At 63.2% G+C, this 26,748-nt stretch carries 21 protein-coding genes and 1 pseudogene; 5 read left to right on the forward strand and 17 right to left on the reverse strand.

Annotation, left to right across the window (positions count from 1 at the left end):
- Positions 1–38: 38 nt before the first annotated feature.
- From tsaB to AC1DLO_RS03770, 5 genes are all read right to left on the reverse strand, one after another.
- A complete protein-coding gene (gene tsaB / locus AC1DLO_RS03750; RefSeq protein WP_184740525.1) occupies positions 39–710 on the reverse strand; it encodes a tRNA (adenosine(37)-N6)-threonylcarbamoyltransferase complex dimerization subunit type 1 TsaB in 672 nt (223 codons plus the stop codon).
- Positions 710–1,285 (reverse strand): tRNA (adenosine(37)-N6)-threonylcarbamoyltransferase complex ATPase subunit type 1 TsaE, encoded by a 576-nt coding sequence (gene tsaE, locus AC1DLO_RS03755; protein ID WP_476889301.1) that lies wholly within the window; start codon positions 1,283–1,285, stop codon positions 710–712. Before tsaE ends, tsaB begins: the two co-directional genes overlap by 1 nt.
- Complete coding sequence (gene alr / locus AC1DLO_RS03760; protein WP_476914399.1) at positions 1,282–2,487, reverse strand: alanine racemase; 1,206 nt, start codon at positions 2,485–2,487, stop codon at positions 1,282–1,284. Before alr ends, tsaE begins: the two co-directional genes overlap by 4 nt.
- A 54-nt stretch (positions 2,488–2,541) precedes the next feature.
- The gene (locus AC1DLO_RS03765; RefSeq protein ID WP_476889303.1) at positions 2,542–3,648 is read right to left on the reverse strand and encodes a carbohydrate kinase family protein; all 1,107 of its coding nucleotides are present in this window, start codon (positions 3,646–3,648) and stop codon (positions 2,542–2,544) included.
- A gap of 76 nt (positions 3,649–3,724) precedes the next feature.
- Positions 3,725–4,255 carry an N-acetyltransferase family protein gene (locus AC1DLO_RS03770; RefSeq protein WP_476889304.1) on the reverse strand — a complete coding sequence of 177 codons (531 nt, stop codon included), beginning with the start codon at positions 4,253–4,255 and terminating at the stop codon, positions 3,725–3,727.
- A 153-nt stretch (positions 4,256–4,408) separates the two neighbouring features.
- Between AC1DLO_RS03770 and mshA the strand changes: the two genes are divergently transcribed.
- The 3 genes from mshA (at position 4,409) to AC1DLO_RS03785 (ending at position 8,613) form a co-directional block, all read left to right on the forward strand.
- A complete protein-coding gene (gene mshA / locus AC1DLO_RS03775; RefSeq protein WP_184740536.1) occupies positions 4,409–5,653 on the forward strand; it encodes a D-inositol-3-phosphate glycosyltransferase in 1,245 nt (414 codons plus the stop codon).
- A 137-nt stretch (positions 5,654–5,790) separates the two neighbouring features.
- The gene (locus tag AC1DLO_RS03780; protein ID WP_476889305.1) at positions 5,791–7,485 is read left to right on the forward strand and encodes a formate--tetrahydrofolate ligase; all 1,695 of its coding nucleotides are present in this window, start codon (positions 5,791–5,793) and stop codon (positions 7,483–7,485) included.
- Positions 7,486–7,653: 168 nt separating this feature from the next.
- Positions 7,654–8,613, forward strand: coding sequence for a DUF559 domain-containing protein (locus AC1DLO_RS03785; RefSeq protein WP_476889306.1), 960 nt, complete (start codon positions 7,654–7,656; stop codon positions 8,611–8,613).
- Between the two features lie 527 nt (positions 8,614–9,140).
- Here AC1DLO_RS03785 and AC1DLO_RS03790 read toward each other — a convergent pair.
- From AC1DLO_RS03790 to glmS, 8 genes and pseudogenes are all read right to left on the reverse strand, one after another.
- Positions 9,141–10,187: pseudogene (locus AC1DLO_RS03790) on the reverse strand (inositol-3-phosphate synthase); the annotation flags it as partial.
- 165 nt (positions 10,188–10,352) lie between these two features.
- Complete coding sequence (mgrA, locus tag AC1DLO_RS03795; protein ID WP_476889308.1) at positions 10,353–11,390, reverse strand: L-glyceraldehyde 3-phosphate reductase; 1,038 nt, start codon at positions 11,388–11,390, stop codon at positions 10,353–10,355.
- Positions 11,391–11,450: 60 nt separating this feature from the next.
- Positions 11,451–13,199, reverse strand: a complete 1,749-nt coding sequence (treZ, locus tag AC1DLO_RS03800; protein WP_476889309.1) for a malto-oligosyltrehalose trehalohydrolase — start codon at positions 13,197–13,199, stop codon at positions 11,451–11,453.
- Positions 13,200–13,266: 67 nt separating this feature from the next.
- The gene (treY, locus tag AC1DLO_RS03805; RefSeq protein ID WP_476889310.1) at positions 13,267–15,585 is read right to left on the reverse strand and encodes a malto-oligosyltrehalose synthase; all 2,319 of its coding nucleotides are present in this window, start codon (positions 15,583–15,585) and stop codon (positions 13,267–13,269) included.
- Positions 15,582–17,945, reverse strand: coding sequence for a glycogen debranching protein GlgX (glgX, locus tag AC1DLO_RS03810; protein ID WP_476889311.1), 2,364 nt, complete (start codon positions 17,943–17,945; stop codon positions 15,582–15,584). The genes treY and glgX overlap by 4 nt, the downstream gene beginning before the upstream one ends.
- A 75-nt stretch (positions 17,946–18,020) precedes the next feature.
- Positions 18,021–19,565 (reverse strand): NAD(P)H-hydrate epimerase, encoded by a 1,545-nt coding sequence (locus tag AC1DLO_RS03815; RefSeq protein ID WP_476889312.1) that lies wholly within the window; start codon positions 19,563–19,565, stop codon positions 18,021–18,023.
- Between the two features lie 14 nt (positions 19,566–19,579).
- Complete coding sequence (locus AC1DLO_RS03820) at positions 19,580–19,927, reverse strand: holo-ACP synthase (RefSeq protein ID WP_184740556.1); 348 nt, start codon at positions 19,925–19,927, stop codon at positions 19,580–19,582.
- 4 nt (positions 19,928–19,931) lie between these two features.
- Complete coding sequence (glmS, locus tag AC1DLO_RS03825; protein WP_476889313.1) at positions 19,932–21,824, reverse strand: glutamine--fructose-6-phosphate transaminase (isomerizing); 1,893 nt, start codon at positions 21,822–21,824, stop codon at positions 19,932–19,934.
- A 134-nt stretch (positions 21,825–21,958) separates the two neighbouring features.
- On the opposite strand from glmS, the gene coaA reads away from it, so the two are divergent.
- Positions 21,959–22,969 (forward strand): type I pantothenate kinase, encoded by a 1,011-nt coding sequence (gene coaA, locus AC1DLO_RS03830; RefSeq protein ID WP_476914400.1) that lies wholly within the window; start codon positions 21,959–21,961, stop codon positions 22,967–22,969.
- Between the two features lie 142 nt (positions 22,970–23,111).
- Here the strand turns inward: coaA and AC1DLO_RS03835 are convergent, their stop codons facing one another.
- Positions 23,112–23,276, reverse strand: a complete 165-nt coding sequence (locus tag AC1DLO_RS03835) for a hypothetical protein (RefSeq protein ID WP_476889315.1) — start codon at positions 23,274–23,276, stop codon at positions 23,112–23,114.
- Positions 23,277–23,370: 94 nt separating this feature from the next.
- Here AC1DLO_RS03835 and AC1DLO_RS03840 point away from each other — a divergent pair, with 94 nt between their 5' ends.
- Positions 23,371–23,841, forward strand: a complete 471-nt coding sequence (locus AC1DLO_RS03840) for a M15 family metallopeptidase (RefSeq protein ID WP_476889316.1) — start codon at positions 23,371–23,373, stop codon at positions 23,839–23,841.
- A 285-nt stretch (positions 23,842–24,126) separates the two neighbouring features.
- Here the strand turns inward: AC1DLO_RS03840 and glmM are convergent, their stop codons facing one another.
- The 3 genes from glmM to rplM all read right to left on the reverse strand — a co-directional run bounded on the left by glmM (position 24,127) and on the right by rplM (position 26,662).
- Positions 24,127–25,491 carry a phosphoglucosamine mutase gene (glmM, locus tag AC1DLO_RS03845; protein ID WP_476889317.1) on the reverse strand — a complete coding sequence of 455 codons (1,365 nt, stop codon included), beginning with the start codon at positions 25,489–25,491 and terminating at the stop codon, positions 24,127–24,129.
- Between the two features lie 183 nt (positions 25,492–25,674).
- Entirely contained in the window at positions 25,675–26,181 is a 507-nt protein-coding gene (rpsI, locus tag AC1DLO_RS03850; protein WP_476889318.1) for a 30S ribosomal protein S9, read from the reverse strand.
- A gap of 37 nt (positions 26,182–26,218) precedes the next feature.
- Entirely contained in the window at positions 26,219–26,662 is a 444-nt protein-coding gene (rplM, locus tag AC1DLO_RS03855) for a 50S ribosomal protein L13 (protein WP_024817563.1), read from the reverse strand.
- Between the last annotated feature and the right edge of the window lie 86 nt (positions 26,663–26,748).

The raw sequence follows: 26,748 nt of genomic DNA on the forward strand, positions 1-26,748 counted from the left end.
CAGGGTCACCCCGTCGAGCTTGAACTGGTGTGGAGTGTTCACAGCGCACGCTTCCTGGGACCAGGCACCTGCGCGTCCGATTCCCGCAGGTAGAGCGGAGTGGAGTCCGGCAGTTCCGCGCCAGCCGCCAGAAGGGCCATAGCGAACTGGCCCAGGGAGGCGGCGTCGGGCTGGGTGGTGCTGAATTCCTCGTTCGCATTGACGACGTCCGCGTAGATGCCGCCTCCGGCCCCGAAGACGGGAAGATCGGGCAACTCGGAGGCGAAGCCCACATGGGGACCATCCACGAGCCGCGGAAGCTGGCCTTCGCTGAGCGTGTAACGCGCCCAGTAGACCTCCTTGCGACGGGCATCCGTGGCCACCAGGAACTCTGCTTGTGCCTCGGTGGACTCGGCCACCTCCAAGGCGATCGCGTCCAGGCTCATGAGGCCAAAAAGCGGCTTGTTCCAGGCGAAGGCCAGAGTGCGGGCGGTTGCAATCCCCGAACGAAGCCCCGTGAAGGGCCCTGGGCCTACACCCGTGACAATGAGGTCGATGTCCGCTCCGCTTACCTCGGCGTCGCCCAGAAGTTTCTCAATGCCGGGCGCAAGGACCTCTGCGTGGCTGCGGGTGTCTTCGGTAGCGAAGGATTCCACCACGCCCTCCATGGCAACGTCCGAGATAAGGGCCGCACTCGCCACGGCCGAGGTATCAATGGCCAAGATCAGCATCAGGCGTTCTCTTCCAGTATTTCGGGGACGGTGATCCAGCGTGGGCCAAAGCCGCGGAAAATGATGGTGCGTGGTTCGTCATCGTCCTCGGGGTCGAAGTCCAACACCGCATCCGGTCCAGCTTCCACGTTGGCGACCGCCGAATCCGTGCCGCCAACTGTTCGATGCATTTCGATGTCCAAGCGGCTGTCCGAAAGGTGCTCCACGCGCTCGCGCCCCCATTCGACCACCGTCACGGAGTTGTCCATGGTGTTTTCGAGGTCGATGTCGTCAATCTCCGCTGCGGAAGCCAAGCGGTAGGCATCGACGTGGACCAAATCTGGGCCGCCAGGACGGGGACCGTCCGGAAGGTTGGGGTGGATGCGCACCAAGACAAAGGTCGGCGAAATAACTCCCGCACGGACGCCCAAGCCTTCTCCGAGTCCTTGGGTGAAGGTGGTCTTGCCGGCGCCGAGTTCGCCCGTCAGGACCAAGAGGTCGCCGGGCTCAAGCACCCCACCCAGCGCCGAGCCCAAAGCATGCGTCTGCTCCGCCGTCGCGACCTTGACGGTGCGTTCCCACAAAGCCTCACTCACCGGGCGTCCGCTCCCGGCGTTTCATTGATGTAGATGCGCGGCACGCGCGGGCTGATACGGGTAACGATCTCATAGTTGTTGGTTCCCGCGGCGGCTGCCCAGTGGTCCGCCGTCGGGCCGCCGTCGGCGCCATCGCCGAACATGACGGCCTCAGTCCCGAGCAAACCGGCTTCGTTAATCCCCGCGCTCCCGAAGTCAATGACCATCTGGTCCATGGCGATCCGCCCCACAACGGGGTAGTTGACGCCATTGACGCGCACAGGTCCGCCCGTGGCGATGCGCGGCACGCCATCGGCGTATCCGAGCGGAATGAGGCCCAGGGTGCTTTCGGACGAGGTCCGGTAGTTGAGTCCATAGGACACGCCTTGGCCCTCGGGCACTCTTTTGCAGTTGGATACAAGGGTGCGGACCGTCATTGCGGGGCGGAGGCCGAGTTCCGCAGAGCTTTGTCCTTCGAACGGGGACAGCCCGTAGAGTCCGAGCCCCACGCGGACGAGGTCGAAGTGGGCATCAGGGCGGGAAAGCGTGGCGGGAGTGTTGGCCAAGTGCCGCACTTCGGTGTCTACTCCGGCGTCCTCGRCCACGGCGATCGCTTCCCGGAAGGCTGCCAATTGCTCATCAGTTTCCGGGCGGTGTGGCTCGTCGGCTACGGCCAAATGAGAGAAGATGCCCACCACACGCAAGAGTCCCTCGTCCTGGTATTCCATGGCCTGGCCCACCAGTTTGTCCCATTGGTCGATCGTGGCGCCGTTGCGCCCCAAGCCGGTGTCCACTTTCAGGTGGATGCGGGCCGGACGCTCCTGTTCGCGTGCCGCAGCGACCACAGCGTCCAGTTCCCAGCCGGAAATCCCGACGTCGACGCCGGCGGCAACTGCCGCCTGGAAGTTGCTTTCGGTGGTGTGCAGCCAGGCCAGCATGGGGGCGTCGATCCCGGCAGCGCGGAGCGCCAAGGCTTCCGAAATATGGGCGACGCCGAGCCAGCGGGCACCGGCTTCAAGGGCGGCTCGTGCCACCTGAACGGCTCCGTGTCCGTATGCATCGGCCTTTACCACGGCCATGACGTTGGCGGGCGAGGCGATCGCCACGAATTGGCGCACGTTGTGCCGGATGGCATCCAAGTCAATGACGGCTGATCGTTCGAGGACTGTTGCCGAACCCGATTTCGTCGTGGGCTCGAACCTGGCAGCTGCTTCGTAAGTCACCCTCACGATTCTAGTGCCGCGACGGGATACGAATTGACTGGGTGTCAGCGCAGCTTAGGCGTCGGAGTTGTGGGCGATAGTCGCCGATGCCCGCCGTTGGGCTCCGGGCGGAACATCCCGGACAATGTCCTCGAGGAAGGCGAATCGTTTGAGCCATTGGCTGGACTGCCGCTCCCGCCGGGCGTTGGCCCGCTGCCACCAATCGGCGATGTCGCCCCAGCCGGGCGCAGCCAGAGAGCCTCCTACCTGCTGCACCGCCAGCGAGGCACAAAGGTTGGCAAAACGGAGCCGGTCCCCCAAAGGCCAAGCGGCGAGGCAGCCCATAACAAACGCCGCGCCGAAGCAGTCGCCCGCACCCGTGGGGTCGTAGGCCGTGACCGGAAGGGACGGCACCCATTCCTCCTCACCGGTTTCGGAATCCACGGCCATGGCACCTTGGGCTCCGAGGGTCACTACTGCTACTGGAACGCGGTCGGCGAGCGCGTAGAGCGCAGACCAGGGATTGTCCTTGCCAGTGAACGCCATCGCCTCCCGTTGGTTCGGCATGAAGGCATGGAAATTACTGAGCTGGTCCAGCCTCTTCGACGACCATTCCCCGGTAGGGTCCCATCCTGCGTCGCCGAAGAGTTTGACGCCGGCCTTCCTTGCGGCCAGCATCCAGGGCTCTGGTTCCTCGCCGAGATCCGCGACGGCGGCGAGCGCCTTGGGTGGCTCGCCGATCAATTCCGAAGCGCTCATGGGCGCGGGGTGTCCATGTGTGACCATGGAACGATCGTGATCGACGCACAAGGAGACGGTGACCGGGGAATGCCAGCCCTCGAAGCGCCTGGATAGGGAGAGATCCACGTGCTCCTGGCTCTCAAGGATCCGCCAGTTGAAGTCCCCGTATCCGTCATCTCCGAAGGCCGCCGCCAAGGTAGTCCTCAAGCCAAGCCGCGCGGCTGCGATGGCTTGGTTGGCCACGCCGCCGGGGCACGTGCCCATGCCCTGGCTCCACACCTCGGTCCCGGGTTCCGGACTGTGGTCCAGTCCCGTGAAGATGATGTCTTGGAACACGGTGCCCGTCAGCAGAAGATCGCAGCCGGAATCGTCCCCTGCGCCGTTCACACCTCCGCGGATCGCGGCGAGGGGATCGAATCCAACCCTGGGCGTTGCGTCCATGCACGGCAGACTACGCCGCGGCCGCGTACGTGCATAGCCTTCCGCGGGGAGGTCCGCCCTTGGCCGCGGCTTAGGCCTAGAGCTCCTGGTACATGACGTGCAGGCCTACGTAGCCAAGGGTTGGGTGTTGGAAGGCCTCGGGAATGGTTGCCAGAATGCGGAAACCCATGGACTGCCACAGGCCCACCGCGCGGACGTTGCTTTCGACGACCGCGTTGAACTGCATGGCCCTGAACCCGGCGTCCCGGGCTGCGCCCAAGGAATAGGCACAGAGTCCTCGCGCAATTCCTTGGCCGCCCTGATCGGCGCGGACCATGTAGCCGGCGTTGGCCACGTGGCTTCCCCCGCCACCCTGGTTGGCGTGCAGTTCACCGGTACCCAGCACGTCGCCGTCGCGGACCGCCACAAAAGTCTGGCCGGGCGCTTCTTTGAACCATTTGCTCCGCGCCGTCTCTTCGGAAGTGTCCCGATCCCAGGTGAAGGTCTCTCCGGCACGGATCACAGGTTCAAGAACAGCCCAGATCCCCGGCCAGTCGCTTGCCCGCGCCGGCCGGATCTCGTACTTTGCGGCTGGTGGCGTTGCTGCTTCAGTGTTTGATTGGCTCACGCCCGCTACGGTAGCAGCCAATCAAGCGCTTTTGGCCGGCTGCAACGTCGCGGATGTCAGGAGTAGTGTTTTCGCTGAGGCGCGGGAACGTTTCGCCTCGCGGAACTTGTTGAATTGATTGTTGAACCGCTCGTTGGATACAGGAGGTAAACCGTGTCGATGATCCGTCGCGTGGCGTTCCTGTCCCTCCACACCTCCCCGATGGAACAGCCCGGCTCAGGGGATGCCGGCGGCATGAATGTCTACGTCCGGGCCTTGGCCATGGCGTTGGCCGATCTCGGCGTGGAAGTGGAGATTTTCACGCGATCAACGTCCGCCGAGCAGCCCGCCGTCGAGCACCCCGGCCCCGGCGTCTGCGTCCACAACGTCTTGGCGGGGCCGCCCCGGAAACTGCCCAAAGAGGAACTTCCCGAGCTCCTTCACGCCATGGTTACCGAAGTCGAGAGGATCCGGCAGCGGCAGCCGCACGGCCGCTACGACGCCATCCATTCGCACTACTGGGTATCCGGCGTGGCCGGTTTGGAACTTTCCGAGCTATGGAACGTGCCGCTGATCCATACGATGCACACCATGGCCAAGGTCAAGAACCTGGTGCTGGAATCCGGCGAGCGCCCCGAACCGCGGCTGCGGGAAGACGGCGAACAGCGGATCGTGGACGGAGCGGCGCGCCTCGTGGCCAATACTCCTGCCGAAGCCCAGGAACTTGTCTCGCACTACAATGCCGATTTCGACCACATCGACGTCGCACCCCCAGGTGTTGACCTCACGGTGTTCACTCCCGCGTTCCGGGCCCGTTCCCGTGCCGAGCTCGGTGTACGGCCCGGCAGTTTCCACCTCCTGTTCGCCGGACGCATCCAGCGCCTCAAGGGTCCGCAGGTCTTCATCGAAGCTGTCGGCGTCCTGCGTAAGAGGCGGCCTGACATCGACCTCGAACTGACCATTTTGGGCGCCTTAAGCGGCGCCAAGGACTTCAATTTGCAGTCCTTCATTACGGCCGCGGGGCTCGACGACGTCGTAACGCACCGCGCGCCGGTCAAGGCGCCGAAGCTGGCGGGCTGGTTCCGTTCGGCTGACGTCGTGGTGATGCCTTCCTTCAGCGAATCGTTCGGGCTTGTTGCACTTGAGGCCCAGGCATGCGGCACCCCTGTGGTGGCCACCAACGTGGGTGGGCTGTCCCGAGCCATTGCGGATGGGCGGACTGGAATTTTGGTTAACGGGCACGATCCCTCAAAGTGGGCCGACACCATCGAAGCCCTGTACGACGATTCCCGCACCCGCGAAGACATGGGCCGTGCGGCGGCAGTGCATGCGGAAGCCTTCGGCTGGCAGCGGACGGCAGCCATTGCGCTCGAGAGCTACCAAGCGGCGATCGGCGCCGTCCTGGTCCGCCCAAGTTAGACCTTCGCTCACCTATGACCCCCATCCCGACGACGCTCGCTCACCTATGACCCCCATCCCGACGACGCTCGCTCACCTATGGGGACACGCCTGATAGATTGTCGCGCACAGTGTTCCGCACAGAGTTGAGGACAAGGATGTCTGAGAACAAGATCTTGAGCGACCTTGAAATCGCCCAGAATGCAGCCATACGTCCCATCGAAGAGATCGCAGAGCGTGCCGGGATCAATGTCGATGCCCTGGAGCTGTACGGTCGGTTCAAAGCGAAAATCGATCCCGCCAAGCTCCGCCTCCCTGAAGCCAAGCGCGCTGGAAAGATAGTCCTCGTCTCGGCTATGTCCCCGACCCCGGCGGGTGAGGGAAAGTCCACCACGACCGTCGGCCTCGCCGATTCCTTGGCACGCGCCGGCCATCGAGTGATGATCGCACTCCGCGAACCGTCCCTTGGCCCGATTCTGGGCATGAAGGGAGGAGCGACCGGGGGCGGCTACTCCCAAGTTCTTCCCATGGACGAGATCAACCTGCATTTCACCGGCGACTTCCACGCGATTACCTCGGCCAACAACGCCCTGATGGCCCTCGTGGACAACCACATCTTCCAAGGCAACGAGCTCAACATTGATCCCCGCCGCATGACGTTCAAGCGCGTCTTGGACATGAACGACCGGTCCCTGCGAGAGATCATCATCGGCTTGGGTGGCCCTGCTCAAGGTGTGCCGCGGCAGGACGGATTCGACATCACCGTGGCATCGGAAGTCATGGCTGTCTTCTGCCTCGCCGTAGATCTGGATGACCTCCGCGAACGCCTGGGCCGCATCACTTTCGGATACAGCTATGATCGGCGGCCAGTCACAGTGGCCGATCTCGGGGTCCAGGGCGCACTCACCATGTTGCTGAAGGACGCCATCAAACCGAACCTCGTGCAGACCATCGCAGGAACCCCCGCTTTGGTACACGGCGGCCCGTTCGCCAACATCGCGCACGGCTGCAACTCGCTCATCGCCACGCGAACGGCCCAACAGCTCGCAGACATCGTGGTCACAGAAGCCGGATTCGGCGCCGATCTTGGGGCCGAAAAGTACATGGACATCAAGTCGCGCATCGCAGACGTGGCGCCGTCCGCCGTCGTCGTGGTGGCGACTATCAGGGCGCTCAAAATGCAGGGCGGCGTCCCGAAGGAGCTGCTCAAGGAGCCGAACGTCGAGGCGCTCGCCGCCGGCGTCGCGAACCTGAAGCGCCACGTGCACAATGTCGAGAAGTTCGGCGTCACACCTGTCGTCGCAATCAACAAGTTCGCCACGGACACACCCGAAGAGCTCGAATGGCTGCTTGCCTGGTGCGCCCAGGAGGGAGTGCAGGCTGCAGTGGCCGATGTCTGGGGTCGAGGTGGAGGGGGCGACGGCGGCGACGAGCTCGCGGCGAAGGTCGCCGCGGCGGTAGCGGCAGCAGCGCCGTCGGACTTCCGGTATTTGTATCCCCTGAGCCTGTCTGTGGAGGACAAGATCCGCACGATCGCGCAGGAAATCTATGGTGCTGACGGAGTGGAGTTCTCAGTCCCGGCACACAGGCGCCTGGCGGACATCCGGAAAAACGGCTGGGACGGGATGCCGGTTTGCATGGCCAAGACGCAGTATTCATTCACCGACGACGCCTCCCAGTTGGGTGCCCCCAAGGGATTCACGATGCACGTGCGGGACCTGATTCCCAAGACCGGGGCGGGCTTCATCGTCGCGCTGACCGGTGCGGTCATGACGATGCCGGGTTTACCTAAGGAACCGGCCGCGATGCGCATGGATGTCGATGAGCATGGCAACCCGGTGGGCCTCTTTTGACGCGCGCTCACATATGTGGCCTTTTCGGCGAACGCCCGCTCACGTACGTGGCCTTTTCGGCGAACGCCCGCTCACGTACGGCTCTCGAGGGCGGCGTCGCCTTCAACCGCGCCTTGAGCCTGTGGATAACTTCTGCAAGCAGCTGCCCTTTTGGGTAACAATGCGGGTATGCAAAACCAGTTTGCCCTTCCCGCTGAACTGCTATCAGGACCATTTACGCTCAATCAGGCCCGGGCCCAAGGTGTCCCGCGCGAGCGTCTGCTCCAGGCCGACGTCGAACGCGTCAGCCGCGGCCTCTACCGCCCGGGCGGCTGGGACTTCGATCTTGAGTCGGCCGCCCGTGCGCTATCGGCCGCGACGCCCGGCGCCTGGATTTCCCATGTGACAGCGGCACGCCTTCGCTGTACCTGCCTGCCTCCTTGGCTCGCCGATTCGACGGAACTGCATCTCAGCAAGCCGCGATCGTTGCCTGGAGCGCGCCGGAAAGGCGTGATCGGTCATACCGTGATCGCGGCTGCGGATGAGGTCGAATCCGTTGATGGCATTCGGATCAGTAGCCGATCGCGTACGTGGTTGGACATGGCGAGATTGCTGCCTTTGAACGACCTCGTCTGCATGGGCGACGAACTGATCCGCGTTCCACGGGAATCCTTGGAAGGACGGGACACTCCATTCGCGACCCTTGAAGAACTGCGCGCCTTAGTGGAGCGGCATCCAAATCTGCAAGGCGTCGTGCGTGCCCGGCAGGCGCTCGAACTGATGCGCGTCGGGGCGGATTCCTCGCCCGAGTCCTTGCTTCGCTTGGCCATGCTGGACGCTGGAATCCCTGAGCCCGAGCTTCAACTCAAGCTGCGAGATGCAGATCCGTTCTCGCCGTCGGCGGACCTGGGCTTCCGCCAACGGCGGGTCGCGATTCAGTACGACGGCGGCCATCACCTCGCGGAGGCCCAGTCGTTAAGCGATCGACGCCGGGACAAAGCCTTCGAAGCAGCCGGATGGACCGTTCTCGTGTTCCGCAAGGACGATTTGGCAGATGGGTTCAAGCTAGCAACCAAGAAAATCAAGACAACACTTCGATCGGCGTGGATGGATCCCGCCGTCGTGTCCGGTTTTGCGCGTGCGGTGTAGTGAGCGCGTCCGCACGGACACACCGGATCCCGCGCAACAACGACAAAGACGCGACGCCCACCCCTAATAGCACCAACGCAGCAACGAACGCGCCTGTCGCCGGATCCACGGAGAGAAGTTCGGGAATGGATCGGCTAGGCTCGCCAACGGCAAAGCCAAAGGCTATGCCAGTGCCTATGTGGGTGCCAATCATGTTTCCCCGGTGCGCTGGAATGTTGTCGCGGATGGCACTGATGAGCCCTAGCGTCACTGTGATGAGAGTGAACGCGGACAAGCCATGAAGCCACGTGAAATGTCCCTCGCTGACAATCCAGAAACTACTCAGACACACGTAGTACATCTGTCGCGTCGAGGACGGATCTTAAAAGACGGACGCTCGCTCAACATTGGTGAGCATCCGCCAGCCAAAAACCCGACATAAGCGAGCGAGCGCCCGCCAAAAACCCGACATAAGCGAGCGAGCGCCCGCCAAAAACCCGACATAAGCGAGCGAGCGCCMGCCAAAAACCCGACATAAGYGAGCGAGCATCGCGGGCGAGGTCGTCGTTGAACTGCTCCGGCGGGGACTTCATGAAGTAGCTGGAAGCGGAGAGCAGCGGGCCACCGATGCCACGATCCAGGCCGATCTTGGCGGCGCGGATGGCGTCGATGATCACTCCGGCAGAGTTCGGAGAATCCCAGACCTCAAGCTTGTATTCCAACGACACCGGAGCATCGCCGAAATTGCGGCCCTCGAGGCGAACGAAAGCCCACTTGCGGTCATCGAGCCACGCGACGTAGTCGGACGGACCGATGTGGACGTCGTCGGCGTGCAGCTCGGCCTCGACGTTGGACGTCACGGCCTGGGTCTTGGAGATCTTCTTGGACTCCAGGCGGTCGCGCTCCAGCATGTTCTTGAAGTCCATGTTGCCACCGACGTTCAGCTGGTACGTGCGGTCCAGGGTGACGCCGCGGTCTTCGAAGAGCTTCGCCATGACGCGGTGCGTGATGGTGGCGCCGATCTGGCTCTTGATGTCGTCGCCGACGATCGGCACGCCAGCGGCGGTGAACTTGTCGGCCCATTCCTTGGTGCCCGCGATGAACACGGGCAAGGCGTTGACGAACGCAACACCGGCGTCAATGGCGCACTGTGCGTAGAAATGAGCGGCTTCCTCGGAACCAACCGGCAGGTAACAGACCATGACGTCGGCCTTGGCATCGCGCAGTGCGGCGACGATGTCCACTGCCTCTTCCGGAGCCTCGATGATGGTCTCGCGGTAGTACTTGCCCAAGCCATCCAGGGTGTGGCCGCGCTGCACGGTCACGCCGGTCGAAGGGACGTCGGCGATCTTGATGGTGTTGTTCTCGCTCGCGCCAATGGCGTCCGCGAGGTCCAGTCCGACCTTCTTGCTATCGACGTCGAAAGCGGCGACGAACTGGACATCGTTGACATGGTACTTGCCGAACTCGACGTGCATCAGACCTGGAATCGTGGCCTGGGGGTCGGCGTCGCGATAGTAGTGGACACCTTGGACCAGCGAAGCGGCGCAGTTACCTACACCGACAATGGCGACACGAATCGGATGTGAAGACACGGTACTCCTTTGAGAACTAACCTCAGGTGCCTGGCGCGTCCGTACCTGAATGTACGACGGCGTCTTAAAGGCACAGCGCCATTCGGCGCTCTTTGCATTGTAACCAACCCGAACGGGGCCGGCTTTGTTCCCGGCCGGCCCCGCACTTGTATTAAGTTTCCGAATCTACTTCTGCGCCCACAGATTGATGTCGGATTCGACGGCGAACTCGTCAATCGCCGTCAGTTCCTCTGACGTGAAGTCGAGGTTGTTGATCGCAGACACGGTGTCCTCCAGCTGCGCGACGCTTGATGCGCCCACCAAGGCCGAGGTCACCGGCGATCCCTTGGGTTGATCGCGCAGGATCCAGGCGATAGCCATCTGGGCGAGGGTCTGGCCGCGTCCTTCGGCAATGGCGTTCAAACCACGCACCCGGCTCAGCTTTTCCTCGGTCAGCGCTGATTCGGAGAGGAACCGTTCCTTGGCGGCGCGCGAATCCGCGGGGATGCCGTTCAGGTACCGGTTGGTGAGCATCCCTTGTGCCAGCGGGGAGAAGGCAATGGATCCTGCACCGACTTGGTCAAGCGTTTCGTAGACGTTGGGCGAACCATTCTCGGTCCAGCGATTGAGCATGGAATAGCTGGGCTGGTGGATGAGCAGCGGCGTGCCCATCTCCTTGAGGATGCGGGCGGCCTCGAGGGTCTGTTCCGGAGTGTAGGAAGAGATACCGGCATAGAGCGCCTTGCCGGAACGGACGGCATAGTCCAGTGCGCCCATGGTTTCTTCCAACGGGGTTTCGGGATCGGGACGGTGGCTGTAGAAGATGTCCACGTAGTCCAGGCCCATGCGCTGCAGCGACTGGTCCAGGCTGGAGAGAAGGTACTTGCGGGAGCCCCATTCTCCGTAGGGGCCGGGCCACATGTAGTAGCCGGCCTTGGTAGAGATGACGAGTTCGTCGCGGTACGGCTTGAAGTCGTCCTTCAGGTGGCGGCCGAAATTCGTTTCGGCCGAACCGTCCGGCGGACCATAGTTGTTGGCGAGGTCGAAGTGGTTGACCCCGAGGTCGAAAGCCCGGCGCAGGATGGCGCGCTGCTCATCGAAACGCTTGTCGTCGCCAAAGTTGTGCCACAGTCCCAACGAGATGGCGGGAAGTTTGAGACCGCTGCGTCCGACGCGGCGGTAGGGCATGGTTTCATAGCGGTTTTCCGCAGCCGAATAAGTCATACCCACCATCCTGCCACCCGCTTCGAGGCTCGAAGCGCGGTGTCCGTCATGTGGTCAGGGTCACCTCAGGCGTAGGACGGCGGCGCTCTCCCCTGGGATTGTCACCGTGCCGTTCCCGACGGCGGCAGAGGGGTCCGTGGCGAGCAAGAGTTCACCGTCCATGGACCTCGCCAAGGTCTGCGTCCCAAAGTTGAAGGCAACCCTTACGGTGCCACGGCTGAGAACCAACCATCGGTCCTCTTCGCTGAAGTCAACGTGTGTGTCGGTGAATCCGCCGGCGGCAAGCTCCGGCGTCGAGCGCCTAAGGTTCGCCAAAGCTCGGTAAAGTTCCAGCAACCGGGCGTGATCACCTTCGTGCGCTTCCTCCCACTTGAGCTTGGAACGCTTGAACGTCTCCGGATCCTGGGGGTTGGGCACCAATGCGGGGTCCCAACCCATCCGTTCGAATTCCTTGAGCCGGCCATTTGCTGTGGCCTCTGCCAGCCATTCCTCGGGATGCGAGGTGAAAAACTGCCAAGGCGTGGAGGCACCGAATTCTTCGCCCATGAAGAGCATTGGGGTGAACGGCGACGTCATCGTCAGTACGGCGGCAAGCGCCAGCCTGCCGTGCGACAGGCTCGCTGTGAGTCGATCGCCCGCGGCACGGTTGCCGATTTGGTCGTGGTTTTGGCTGCACACCACGAGCGCCGCAGGATGAACCAGCCCCGGGCGAATGGGCCGGCCATGATGCCTACCGCGAAAACTCGAGTAGCTTCCGTCGTGGAAGAAACCGTGTTCAAGGACTTTGGCCAAGGCGGCCAAGGATCCGAAGTCCGCATAGTAGCCAACGGTCTCACCGGTGAGGTTCACGTGGACGGCATGGTGGAAGTCGTCGCTCCACTGCCCCTCCAGGCCGTAACCGTTGGTGTCCCTGCGGTAGATCAGGCGCGGGTTGTTCAGATCCGATTCGGCGATCAGGGTCTTGGGGACGCCCGTTTCGGCTTCGATGCCATCCGCAAGGGTGGCAAGGTCCTCCAGGATATGGACGGCCCGTTCGTCGCGGAGCGCGTGCACGGCGTCGAGGCGCAGCCCGTCCACATGGAAATCGCTCAGCCACATGGCGGCATTGTCCAGAATGTATTGACGGACTTCGTCCGAACCGGGGCCGTCCAGGTTCACCGAATCGCCCCAGGTGTTGCCCTCCCCTGATTTCAGATACGGGCCAAACTTCGGCAGGTAGTTGCCGCTAGGTCCGAGGTGGTTATAGACCACGTCCTGGATCACGCCGAGTCCGGCAGCATGCGCGGCATCAACAAATCGCTGGTAGGCCTCCGGCCCGCCGTAGGCCTCGTGGACGGCGAACCACAGCACGCCGTCGTACCCCCAGTTGTGGGTACCGTTGAAGGCATTGACGGGCAGAAGTTCTACAAAGTCGACTCCCAAGTCAACGAGGTAATCGAGTTTTTCCACGGCCGCGTCCAGTGTGCCCTCTGGAGTAAAGGTTCCCAGGTGGAGTTCATAGATGACGGCCCCGCCGAGCCCGCGGCCTGGCCAATCAGCGTCGTTCCAAGCGTGAGAAGACGCGTCGAACGTGCGGGACAGGCCATGGACGCCATCCGGTTGTCGCTTCGACCTCGGATCGGGAAAGGGCCCTTCGCCGTCCACGAGATAGCCGTAATCCGTCCCGACCCCGTGCGGGACGTCCGCCGTCCACCAGCCGGCAGCTCCGCCGTCGTGCGGTCGCATTTCATGGTGCTGACCTGCCGCGATCAGAGTGACAGACCCCGCAAACGGCGCCCATACATCGAATCGTTTTCTCGCGCTGGTCATCTCGGCCAAGGTTCCCCCTCGATCGTCTCATCCGGGCTTCGGTTGCCCGCCGTTGTTGGTGCCGTGGCTAGGTCATGGGTACGAGCAGGGCCACCGGGTATCTCAGCAGAAGCCTTGCGAGTTGGACCTCCCCCGCTGGGTAGCTGTTGCCCGTGAGCTCATCCCTGACGGCGCTCTCCAGGCGGATGAAAGTGCCCTGCCAACCGCCGTTGCGTTCAAGCTTCCGCGGGAGCCGGGTGGCCAACGTCAAGGCACCACTACCTGTGCCGAGGGCCCCGCGGTCAAAGCCGAGCAGGTGTTCGGCTGCGGGCCCCTCGGCGTGGACGGGACTGTATCCGTTGAAGAGCTCCGGCCGGTCCCGACGCAGGCGCAGTGCCCGCGAGGTCAGCAACAACTTGGCCGACTCGTCGCGCGCTTCGGTCTGGGCTCCGGCGTCGAGAGCTGCGAGCGCAGACCTTCGCCGTTCGAAGTCGACCGGTCGCCGATTGTCCGGATCGGTAAGTGAACGGTCCCAAAACTCAGTTCCCTGGTAGACGTCCGGTACGCCCGGCATGGTTAGCTGAACAATTTTGGCTGACAGCGAGTTGGACGCTCCATAGGGATCCAAAAGGGCGACGAACTCCTCCAGTGCGGATGTCACCTCCGGTAGGTCGAAGGCGGCGTCGACGGCGGAGGCCAGTTTCGTTTCGAATCCTTCGTTCGGATCCGTCCAACTGGTGGAGTTGCCGGCCTCGCGTGCCGCCTTGAGTACATAACCCTGGAGGCGCTCACGGCTTGCCGGCCAAGCACCTGCAATGCCCTGCCACACGAGGGCTGCGAGCGGCCCGTCGGGAATCGGAGCCAACTCCTGCATCCGGTCCACGAATGCTTCCCATTCGGGGACTGCCTCCGAGATGACGGAGATCCTCGCCCGGGTGTCTTCGCTTCGCTTGGTGTCGTGCGTGGTCAGTGTGGTCATGGACAGCGGCAGCCGCGCCTGGCGGTGAACCATGCGCTCATGGAATCCATCCGGGAGCAGGGCGAACTCCGTGGGATCCGCTCCGACTTCGGTCAGTGTGCCAAGACGCGTGTAACGGAAGAACGCGGTGTCTTCCACGCCTTTGGCCATGACCATCCCTGAGGTCTGCTGGAAGCGGCGGCCTAGTTCGCTGCCCGCGTCGAGCAGTAGTGGAAGCAGTGCCTCCAGGACCTGCTTCAGCTCCGGCCTGGTCTGGGCGGCCCGCTCAACGGACTCCACCACGACGTCCTTGCCGTACGGAAGATAACTTCGGTAGACAGGAAAAGAGGCAATGGTTTCAGCAAGGGCGTCGGCCACCTCGTGGCGCGGCAGCTCCGGCGACTGAGGGACTAGCCGCGCCAGCCGCAGGATTTCCGAGTGCAGGATCCCGTCTGTGATACGCCGCTTGGTGCCATGGATCATCGCTTGGTAATCGGCCGGTGTTTCCGCACCCCGCAGCTTGGCGTCCAAGGCATCTAGCTGCACTTCGGCGTCGGGATCAACGAAAAGGCGGTCGACATCGGTGAGCGCGTCGTAGCCGGTGGTCCCCTCGCAGTCGAAGTTCTCCGGAAGTTCCTCCCCCGGCTCCAGGATCTTCTCGACAAGCACGTACGAACCGCCGGTGGTTTCCTTCAGGCGAGCCAAGTAGCCCGAAGGGTCGGCAAGCCCGTCCGGATGATCGATCCTCAACCCATCCGCCAGCCCTTCCCGGAACCAGCGGACCACCTCTGCGTGGTCTTCCTCAAAGACCCATGGGATTTCGACGCGGATCCCGGCCAAGGTGTTGACCGCGAAGAATCGGCGGTAATTCAGTTCGAAATCCGCACGGCGCCAATCGACCAGTTCGTAGTGTTGCCTTGCATGGACATCGCGGGCGTTGTCACCCGCGACGTAGCTGCCCTCGGCCAGGGGGAACCGGTGGTCGAAGTAGCGCAATTCGCCGTCGACTACTTCCAGTTTGTCGAGGTCGTCGTCGCTGCCGAGCACGGGGAGCCGCAGCTTGCCTCCCCCGAAGTCCCAATCGACGTCGAACGCTTCAGCGTAGCGGGAGGACCTGCCGTCCTTGAGGAGTGACCACCACCAGGCATTTTGCGGAGGCGACGCAACGCCCATGTGGTTGGGGACGATGTCCACCAGGACACCGAGGCCGGCTTCCCGGGCGGCCTTGGAAAGCGCGGCGAACCCTTCGGCACCGCCACGCGACGCGTCAACACTGGAGGGATCAGTGACGTCGTAACCGTGGTCCGAGCCCTCCTCCGCAGTCAAAATCGGAGACAAGTACACCCAGTCAACCCCGAGGTCGCGCAGATAGCCCGTGAGGGCTGCCGCATCATGGAGCGTGAACGAGGGCCGGATCTGGAGCCGGTACGTGGAGGCAGGTGTCCTCATGATCCCCCGTTCTTGGGGGCCCGCGGCTTTCTGGGTTTCTTCGGCGGTGCAGCGGGCTTGGTTTCGGCGGCAGGTACCGCCCCCTGATCAGTTTTGGCCTCCGCGTCAGACTTCGGTTCCGGCACGGACCGGAGCGGCGCCGACGCGGCTGGTGTCAGTGTGGCCGGCGCGGTCAGAGATGCCGCTTCGGGGGTGGTTGCCTGCGACAACGCGGCTAGCGACGCCGCGACGGAGTGGTCCGGTTCGGTGTCGGGGATGCTGTGGGCCCGCAAGACGACGAGTGACTTGGCCGCCACTGTGAGGACCGATTCCGCAGGCATGAGTTCGGTGTCGGCTCCGCCGCCAGCGGTGTCAATGATGATGTCCCAGGCAGGAGCGTATTCATCAGAGGGTACTTTGAAGCCCACTTCGTCGTCGTGGGCGTTGAAATAGAGCAGGAAGTTGACATCCGTGATGCGCCGGCCCTGACTATCCCGGCCGCGGATGCCGTCCCCGTTCAGGAACACGCCCACCGAACGTCCGAAGCCGCTGTCCCAGTCCGACGGGGTCATGGTGGTTCCGTCGACGTCGAGCCAAACAATGTCCGGGAGCCGCTCGCCTTCGCCTCGAAGCACAGGCCGCCCATCGAAGAAGCGGCTCCGCCTGAACGTGGGGTGTTTGGCGCGCAGCGCACTGACGGCTGCCGTGAACTCCACAAGGGGTTGGTCCACGCTGTCCCAGTTGATCCAGGTCAGCTCTGAGTCCTGGCAGTAGCCGTTGTTGTTGCCCCGCTGCGTCCTGCCAAGCTCGTCGCCGTGCAACAGCATGGGGACACCTTGGGAAAGGAGCATGGAAGCGATGAAGTTTCGCTGCTGGCGGGCACGCAGACCGAGGACGACGGGATCCTCCGTGGGGCCTTCGACACCGCAATTCCAGGATCGGTTGTGGGATTCGCCGTCGTTGTTGCCTTCGCCGTTGGCCTCGTTGTGCTTCTCGTTGTAGGAGACCAGGTCCGCCAGGGTGAAGCCGTCGTGGGCCGTGACGAAGTTGATGGAAGCCACCGGGCGGCGGCCGGAGTGCTCGTAGAGGTCCGCCGATCCGGTCAACCGGGAGGCAAACTCGCCGAGAGTGGAGGGCTCGCCCCGCCAGAAATCACGGACGGTATCGCGGTATTTACCGTTCCATTCCGTCCATTGCGGCGGAAAGTTGCCGACTTGGTAACCGCCTGGGCCCACGTCCCAAGGCTCGGCGATCAGCTTGACCTGCGAAACGACGGGATCCTGCTGAATGAGTTCGAAGAATGTCGAAAGCTTGTCCACGTCGTAGAACTCGCGCGCCAATGTTGAAGCGAGATCGAACCGGAAACCGTCAACGTGCATTTCGGTAACCCAGTAGCGCAGGGAATCCATGAGGAGCTGAAGGGAGTGGGGGCTGCGTACGTTCAGCGAGTTACCGGTGCCCGTGTAATCCATGTAGTGCTTAAGGTCGCCCTCCACCAGGCGGTAGTAAGCGGAGTTGTCGATCCCCTTGAAGGACAGGGTGGGACCGAGGTGGTTGCCCTCTGCCGTGTGGTTGTACACGACGTCGAGAATGACCTCGATGCCTGCCGTGTGCAACGCCCTGACCATCGCTTTGAAGTCCTGGACTTGCTGGCCGGTATCGCCCTTCGAGCTGTAACTGTTGTGGGGCGCGAAGAACCCAATGGTGTTGTAGCCCCAGTAGTTGTTCAAGCCCCTGTCCTGCAGGATGCCGTCATTCGTGAACTGGTGGACGGGCATGAGCTCGATGGCCGTGACGCCGAGTTTTTGCAGGTGGGAAATCACTGCCGGGTGCGCCACGCCGGCATAAGTGCCGCGTTGTTCCTTCGGAACCTCCGGGTGGAGCTGCGTCAGCCCCTTGACGTGCGCTTCGTAAATCACCGAGCGGTGGTACGGGATGCGAAGCTGCTGGTCACCAGCCCAGTCGAAGAAGGGATTGATGACGACGCCCATCATCATATGGGGCGCGGAGTCCTTGTCGTTTCGGGAGTCTGGATCTCCCATGTTGTAGGAGAAAAGCGCCGGGTCCCAGTCGATCTGCCGGTGGACGGCCTTGGCGTAAGGGTCCAGGAGGAGCTTGTTGGGGTTGAAGCGCTGGCCCGCGGCAGGGTCATACGGACCGTGCACACGGTATCCGTACTTCTGCCCCGGCTGAACGTGCGGAAGGTAGCAATGCCATACGTAACCGTCCACCTCGTTGACGGTGTAACTGATCTCGTTTCCGTCGTCGTCAAAGAGACACAATTCCACCTTTTCCGCCTTCTCGCTGAAGAGCGCGAAGTTGGTTCCCGTGCCATCGAACGTGGCCCCCAACGGGTATGCGGTTCCTGGCCAAATGTCCATGTGTTCTCCTTCACGTGCCGGATAACTTGTTGCCAAGCCTAGCTATGTTGGGTGACATTCAACGAACATCCGGAATTATCCGGCGCGACATTCCTGGAGGATTCGGAAGACACCAGGGACAGCGCGAGCGATATCGGAAGCAGTCAGGGGTCCTCCAGCAGAGGCGGCGCTTCCTGCCATGCCGTGGATGCTCGCAGCCGCGGCCGCAACCGCCGCCCATCTCTCCTCCGTGGCGATTCCCAAGGCCGCGAAGGGGCCGTCATCATCCAACCCGGACTCCGCAAAAGCTGCAGCCAGGGCTCCAAGGATCCCTCCGAGAACGTCCCCGCTTCCCGCCGTCGACATCCATGGGCATCCCTCTGCCTGGCTGAAGACAGCTCCCGATGGGGAGGCAATCAACGTTGTGGCACCTTTGAGGAGGACAACTGCTCCCGTGTGTTCGGCAGCGAGACGGACGAAGTGCAGTGTCCGCGACTCCACGTCCTCACGGGTGACGCGCACTTCGCTACGGCCAAGAAGGGCGGCCAGCTCCCCGGCGTGCGGGGTCAGGATCCAATTGGGCGGGCAACGTTCCGGCAGGAGCCCAAGAGCTCCGGCGTCGACGACGGCGGGCTGGCCGGCGCCGGACGCTGCGGCCAGTACGTCACGGGCTCGCTTGGACTGTTCAGCTCCGTCCAGGCCCGGACCGAGCAGCCATGCTTGGACTCGGCCTGGCTCGCCCGGCTCCCAAATAGCCTCGGGAGTCCGATCCAGGACCTGCCGCGCCACAACTTCCGGACCGAGGTACCGCACCATTCCAGCGCCGGCCCCCGACGCGGCCTCGACACAGAGGACTCCAGCACCCGTGTAGTGTTCTGAACCAGCAACGACCCCCAGGACTCCCCTGGTGTACTTTTGCGCCCGACGCCCGGGGTCTGGCAGGACAACAGCCAGGTCACGGACAGAGAATCGGCGAAGGAGGGGCGACGGAAGACGGTCCTCAATGCCGATGGGTACCAGGAGTACGCGGCCGGCACAGCCCTCGCCGGGATCGGCCATCAGCCCAGCCTTGATTCCTCCAAATGCCACCGTCAGCCGCGCCGTCAGCACGGGCCAGTGGACCTCGCCCGTGTCTGCGTCCACGCCGCTGGGAGTATCGCAGGCCACGACCAAATTCGGCCGCAATTCCTGCAGGGCACCAATCAATTCCGCGGCCGGACCGCTGAGGCCTCCCCGGGCGCCCGTGCCCAGGATAGCGTCTATGATCACATCGTCGCTGGCACTTAGCACGGCTAGTTCTTCGGCATTGTTCTCGTCGAGGACGTGGATGCGTCCACCGGCCGCCCTGAAGGCCGCCGTGGCGTCCAGGTGGGCGGAACCGGCGGCGAGCACGGCCGTCGTGCGCATGCCGCGACGGGCGAGCATTGCTGCGGCGAAGAGACCGTCCCCGCCGTTGTTCCCCTTGCCAGCCAGTACCGTGACGCTGGAGCCGTAGACGCGGCGGCCCTCCGAACGGAACTCGCGGACGACGGCGTTCGCCAAGCCATGGGCCGCGCGCTGCATGAGAACAGCGCCCTCACCGGCGTCAAGAAGCGGTTGTTCCGCTGCCCTGATCTGTGTTCCGGTGAAGGCGCTGATCATGTTTGCTTGGGTTGTTAGGCTTCAGCGATGACCATGGCAGTGGCGATTCCGCCATCATGGCTCATGGATACATGCCAGCGTTTCACCCCTTTGGAATCGGCGACTGCCAGCACGGTGCCTATGACCTTGATAGTGGGGCCGTTCTGGTCCAGGCCGATCCAGCAGTCTTGCCAGTTCATGCCCGCCGGAGCTCCCAATACCTTGGCCACAGCCTCCTTCGCCGCGAAGCGCGCAGCCAAGGAGCGCGTGTTGAGCTCGCGTTCCGCGGGAACGAACAAACGGTCCCGGAGCCCGGGAGTCCGCTCAAGCTGGCGCCCAAAGCGCTCAATGTCTACGACGTCTACGCCTATGCCAACAATCATGCGGCTATTCTACGGTCACGCTCTTGGCAAGGTTACGCGGTTGGTCCACGTCGTACCCTTTGGCCTTGGCTAGTTCTGCCGCGAAAATCTGCAGCGGGACAGTAGTCAGGAGCGGCATCAGGAGAGGGGGCGTCTGGGGGACATAGAAGACGTGCTCAGCGTAGGCCCGCACTGCTTCGTCCCCTTCCTCGGCGATGACCAGGGTACGCGCACCGCGTGCGCGGATTTCCTGGATGTTGCTGACTACCTTCGCGTGGAGGGAGTCGCGGCCGCGCGGCGATGGGACAACCACGAAGACGGGCTGTCCTTCGTCGATGAGGGCGATCGGGCCATGCTTGAGCTCACCGGCGGCAAAGCCTTCGGCGTGGATGTACGCGATTTCCTTAAGCTTCAACGCGCCCTCGAGTGCCACCGGGAAGCCCACGTGGCGACCCAGGAACAGTACCGACTTCTCGTCCTTCATGCTGCGGGCGAGCTCACGGAGGGGGCCCGCATTGTCGAGGATCTTCTGGATGTGGGCGGGTATTTTGCCAAGGTCCGCCAAGACGTCCTTGATCTGGCCAGAGAAGATGTTTCCGCGCAGTTGGGCAAGGTAGAGGCCCAGCAGGTAGGCGGCCGTGATCTGGGCGAGGAAAGCCTTGGTCGAGGCGACGGCGATCTCCGGCCCGGCGTGCGTGTAAAGCACCGCATCCGATTCGCGCGGGATCGTGGAGCCATTGGTGTTGCAAATGGAGATCGTCTTGGCGCCCTGCTCGCGGGCGTACCGGACGGCCATCAGCGTGTCCATGGTTTCACCGGACTGGCTGATGGACACCACCAAGGTGTTGGCGTCAACGATCGGGTCGCGGTAACGGAACTCATGTGCGAGTTCCACCTCGGTGGGGATACGGCACCAGTTCTCAATGGCGTACTTGGCCACCATCCCGGCGTAGGCGGCCGTACCACAAGCCAGGACGATGATCTTGTTGACCTGCTTCAGCAACTCGGGATCGATCCGGAGTTCGTTCAAGGTCAGCTGGCCGTTGATGTCCGAGCGGCCGAGGAGGGTCTGGGTGACGGCGTCGGGCTGGTCGTGGATTTCCTTCTCCATGAAGGAGCTGAAGCCGCCCTTTTCCGCAGAGGCAGGATCCCAGTCGACGTGGTATTCCTTGCCCTGGGCTGGCGCGCCGAAAAAGTCGGTGATCTCGACGGAGTGCGCAGTAATAGTGACGATCTGGTCCTGGCCAAGCTCGACGGCCCGGCGAGTGTGGTCGATGAAGCCGGAAACGTCCGAGCCCAGGAAGTTTTCGCCCTCGCCAAGCCCGACGACAAGGGGAGAATTGCGGCGGGCGGCCACTACGACGTCGGGCTGCTCGGCGTGAACGGCGAGGAGCGTGAACGCGCCTTCGAGCCGCTGGCAGGCAAGCTGCATCGCCTTGGTGAGTTTGCCGTTGGACGTGTCCCCGTGGAGCTGGTTGCGGAAAATGTCACCCAGAAGGGCTGCCGCAACCTCGGTATCCGTCTCCGAAGCGAAAGTGACACCCTTGGCAACGAGTTCCTGCTTGAGCTCGGCGAAGTTTTCGATAATTCCGTTGTGGATCATCGCAAGGCGTCCGCCGTCGGCCAGATGCGGATGCGCGTTCTGGTCTGTGGGTCCACCGTGAGTGGCCCAGCGGGTGTGGCCGATGCCCGTCAGGGAGCTAGGGAGCGGATTGCTTTCGAGTTCGCCCAGCAGGTTGCTGAGTTTCCCCGACTTCTTCCTCAAGGCGATAGTTCCATCGGCGACCACGGCGACACCGGCCGAATCATAGCCTCGATACTCAAGCCGACGGAGTCCCTCAAGAACAACGTCAAGGGCCGTGTGCCCGGCATCTGCCCGGCGGGATGAATTGCCAACGTAACCTACGATTCCACACATGCCTACAAGAGTAGCGGGTGCCCCACGAAATGGACGTAGGATATCCGGCCGTGCAAGCAGGCCAACCGCCGGATACTGCCGGATCGCGCGGCTTTCCAAGAGAGCATGCTCACACAAAAATCTCCCCGCCGTTCATGCTGTATTTCCGGATCAGCCAAGTGGGGGGCAGAATCTCTAAGGTGACTTTGCAACGCAATGAAGCGAACGGCGACAGCTCCTCTCCGTTCGTGGAGCTGGACAGGCAGACGTGGTCCCGGCTGGCTGCACAGATGGAGCAACCGCTTAACGAAGAGGACATCGTCCGGCTTCGCGGCCTCGGCGATCCCCTGGACATGAAGGAAATCCGCGAGGTCTATCTCCCCCTCTCCCGCCTGTTGCACCTCTACGTCCAAGCATCCCAGCAGCTCCATGCGGCCACAACGACGTTCCTTGGCGAGCAGACCCAGCGCACGCCTTTCGTGATTGGCGTGGCAGGTTCGGTGGCGGTCGGCAAGTCCACCATCGCCCGGGTGCTTCGCGAAATGCTCCGCCGTTGGCCGGGCACACCGAACGTCGAGCTCATCACCACCGACGGATTCTTATACCCGCTGGCCGAATTGAAGCGTCGRCATTTGCTTGAGCGCAAGGGCTTTCCAGAGTCCTACGACCGCCGGGCACTGCTTCGCTTMGTGAGTGCGATCAAGGGTGGCGCCGAAGAGGTCCGCGCCCCTTGGTATTCCCACGTCACCTACGACATCGTCCCGGACAAGGAAGTGGTGGTCCGTCGGCCGGACGTCCTCATCGTCGAGGGCCTCAACGTGTTGGCCCCGGCCCGTCCCCGGCAGGACGGCCGGCAGGGTTTGGCGTTGAGCGATTTCTTTGATTTCTCCATTTACGTTGACGCCAAGACTGCGTACATCGAAGACTGGTACGTGGACCGCTTCCGGAAGCTTCGAAGCACGGCCTTCGCCCAGCCCGAATCCTATTTCCATCGCTACGCGACACTCTCCGATGCCGAGGCGGAAGCCACTGCCCGCGGCATTTGGAAACGCATCAACGAGCCCAACCTTGAGGAAAACGTGCTCCCTACCCGCGGCCGGGCGCAGCTTGTCCTCACCAAGGATGCAGACCATTCGATCCGCCGCATGCTGCTCCGAAAGGTCTAGTACGGATGTGCCACAACTGCGGCCCGAGCAGAAGGTCCTTCACAACCATGCTGGCGGCAGGCGTAAGTATCGCGGCGTTGGCTGCCTGTACCCCGGAGACCCCGGTCGCTTCACCCGCTGCGGCTCCGTCCCCCTCAGGTCCTCAAACGGCAACGTCGACGCCGGCAGTGGCGACCACGACGGCGGTCCCTGCCCCTGCGGCGAGCGCGGCACCGCCGTCGAGCACGCCGCCGTCCAGCAGCGCGCCGCCGTCGGGGGCTTTGTCCCAAAAGTATTCCCTGAGCGACCCCGCGAGCCAGTGGGTCATCGTCAATAAGCACCGGCCGCTGGCTCCCTTGCAGTTCGCCCCCGCTGACCTCGTACAGCCCCGCGTCCAACTTGCGGTAAGTGGAGAGGCGTCGTTGCTCAACAGCACAACTGCCGCAGCCGCAGAAAAGCTCTTTGCCGGGGCCGCCTCGGCTGGGGTGACCATGACCTTGGCCTCCGGCTACCGCTCCTTCCAAACCCAAACGGCGACGTACAACGGTTATGTGACCTCGCGCGGCCAGGCTTCAGCAGACACAGCCTCCGCCCGCCCCGGGTTCTCGGAACACCAGACGGGTTGGGCATTCGATATCGGCGACGGCGGCGGGGCGTGCAGCTTCCAGCCCTGCTTCGCTGAGCAGCCGGCAGCCGTTTGGGCCAAGGCCAACGCATTCAAGTATGGATTTGTTGTCAGGTACCCGTGGATGCTCCATGAAATCACTGGCTATTACTACGAGCCCTGGCATTTACGCTTTGTCGGGGTTGAGGCCGCGACGGATATGGCCAATCGTGGCATCGGCACCCTCGAGGAATATTTTGGCCTCGAGGCCGCACCAAGCTACCTCTAGCAGTTGACTAACCCGAAGATTTCCCGACACTCCGGGGAGAACTGACCGGTAGCTCGCCCCGAATTAACACGCATGCACTAGCTTGGTGCCATGTTGAGTGGTAGCTCCGATGAACCACCTCATTGAGCGCCGCAATGCCAAGTTGGGCATCACGGAAGACGAACCCGCTGCTGACCCCGCAGTCACGCTCCTCACCGAGATCCGCGACAACCTGGTCCAAAGGTAACTGAGCGGCTGTGGCCCGTCTCCTGGGGGAGACGGGCCACAGCTTTTTGGGGCTCGGACCTATAAGGCCAGTTCGCGCGGAATCGCGAGGCGGTCTTCGACGACGCCGGCAAGTTCAGTGCATATACGGGTTGCGGTTTCCATGTCAGCAGCCTCGACCATCACACGGACCAGCGCTTCGGTGCCCGATGGCCGCAGGAGCACACGGCCGGTATCGCCGAGTTCGAGTTCGGCGGCAGCCACGGCAGCGGCCACGCCTTCGTCCGTGGCGGCCCTGGACTTGTCCACGCCCTTCACGTTGATCATGAGCTGCGGCAGCTTCGTCATGGCCCGGGCGAGGTCTTGGAGGGTTCGGCCGGTGCCGGCCACTTGGGCGGCAATCTGCAGGCCTGTCAGGACGCCGTCGCCGGTAGTGGCGTAGTCGGAGAAGATCACGTGCCCCGACTGCTCGCCACCAAGGCTGAAACCGCCGTCGCGCATTTCTTCAAGGACGTAACGGTCCCCTACCGCCGTCTCGCGAATGGTGATCCCGGCATCGCGCAATGCGATCTTGAGTCCGAGGTTGCTCATCACGGTGGCCACCAGGACGTCGTCCTTCAGCTTTCCGGACTCCTTCAGCGCGAGGGCCAGAATCGCCATGATCTGGTCACCGTCAACCTCGTTGCCTTCGTGGTCCACGGCCAGGCACCGATCGGCGTCGCCGTCGTGGGCAATGCCGAAGTCTGCCCCGTGTTTGACCACCGCTTCCTTGAGCTGGCCGAGGTGGGTGGAACCGACGCCATCGTTGATATTCAGGCCATCAGGTTCCGCGCCAATCACCACAACTTCAGCGCCTGCACTGGCGAAGACCTGAGGGGAACAGCCGCTGGCCGCACCGTTGGCGCAGTCCAGGACGACCTTGAGGCCTTCCAGGCGATGTGGGAGGGTGCCAAGCAGGTGGACGATGTAGCGGTCCTCGGCGTCCGAGAAGCGTTGGATGCGGCCGACGTCGCCCGCCACGGGACGGGACGGCTCCTTGCCGAGCTGGGCTTCTATCGCGTCCTCCACCTCGTCCGGGAGCTTCTGGCCGCCTCGTGCAAAGAACTTGATGCCGTTGTCCGGCGCCGGGTTATGCGATGCGGAGATCATGACGCCGAAATCGGCATTGAGGTCCGCGATGAGGTACGCGGCTGCGGGCGTGGGAAGCACGCCCGCGTCGTACACATCAATCCCGGAGCTCGAAAGCCCGGCCTCAACGGCCGCCGCGATGAACTCTCCGCTAGCCCGCGGATCCCGGGCGACGACGGCGCGGGGCCGTGCTCCATCGGCCGAGCGCTCGTGGCCCAGGACCACGGCAGCTGCTTGGGCCAACTGGAGAGCAAGCTCCGCGGTGAGCAATCCATTGGCGAGACCACGCACGCCATCTGTTCCAAATAATCTAGCCATCGCGTCCCAGTCTAGACGACAGCCGGCCCTCCGCTTGCCGAACCGGTCCGGTTCAGGCGGTCAGGGACCATGCTGTGGCCGGCCATTAAACGACGGAGGCCCGCCCCGCCAAATGGCGGGACGGGCCTCGTCGGGACGCTGGAAGCGTCCCAAGCATTTTTGCGCTTGTGGATCCGAGCGCGTTTAGCGCTTGGAGTACTGCTGAGCCTTGCGTGCCTTCTTGAGACCAGCCTTCTTACGCTCGATGACACGTGCGTCACGGGTCAGGAAGCCGGCCTTCTTCAGGGTGGCGCGGTTGTTGTCGATGTCGATCTCGTTCAGCGAGCGAGCAACGCCGAGGCGCAGTGCACCGGCCTGGCCGGAGGGGCCACCGCCGTGGATGCGGGCGATGACGTCGTAGGCGCCTTCAAGGTCAAGGATCTTGAAGGGCTCGTTGACGTCTTGCTGGTGCAGCTTGTTCGGGAAGTAGTTGGACAGCTCGCGGCCGTTGATGGTCCACTTGCCGGAGCCCGGCACAACGCGAACGCGTGCGACGGCTTCCTTGCGGCGGCCAACAGCAGCACCGGCAACGGTCAGTGCCGGGCGCTCCTTCTTCGGCGCGGCTTCGGCAGCCGAGCTTTCAGAGGTGTAGCTGGTGAGGGTTTCCTCGGCCTCGACGGCTTCGGCGGTCAGTTCTTCGTTCTGAGCCACGATTCTCCTTGTATTAAAAGTTGTTTGGTGGCCAGGACTACTGGGCGACCTGGGTGATTTCGAAAGTCTTCGGCTGCTGTGCAGCGTGGGGGTGCTCAGCGCCACGGTAGACCTTGAGCTTGCCCAACTGCTGTGCAGCGAGGGAGTTCTTGGGGAGCATGCCCTTGATGGCCTTTTCCACGGCGCGGACCGGGTTGGATTCCAGCAGCTCCGCGTAGTTGACGGAGGTCAGGCCGCCCGGGTAGCCGGAGTGGCGGTATGCGCGCTTCTGCTCCAGCTTGGCGCCGGTCAGGGCAACCTTCTCAGCGTTGATGATGATGACGAAGTCGCCCATGTCCATGTGGGACGCAAAGGTCGGCTTGTGCTTTCCGCGCAGCAGTGTTGCGGTCTGGCTGGCAAGACGACCAAGGACAACATCGGTGGCGTCAATGACGTGCCACTGGCGGTTGATATCGCCGGGCTTCGGGGTGTACGTACGCACGGTTTTGCCTCGTTCTTGTTCTGGCGTTCATGTTTTAGGCGGCACGCTTGGAGCGTGTGCCTACTAGGTATGCGTTACCGGAGCAG

This window comes from Arthrobacter sp. 01T419, assembly GCF_056398865.1.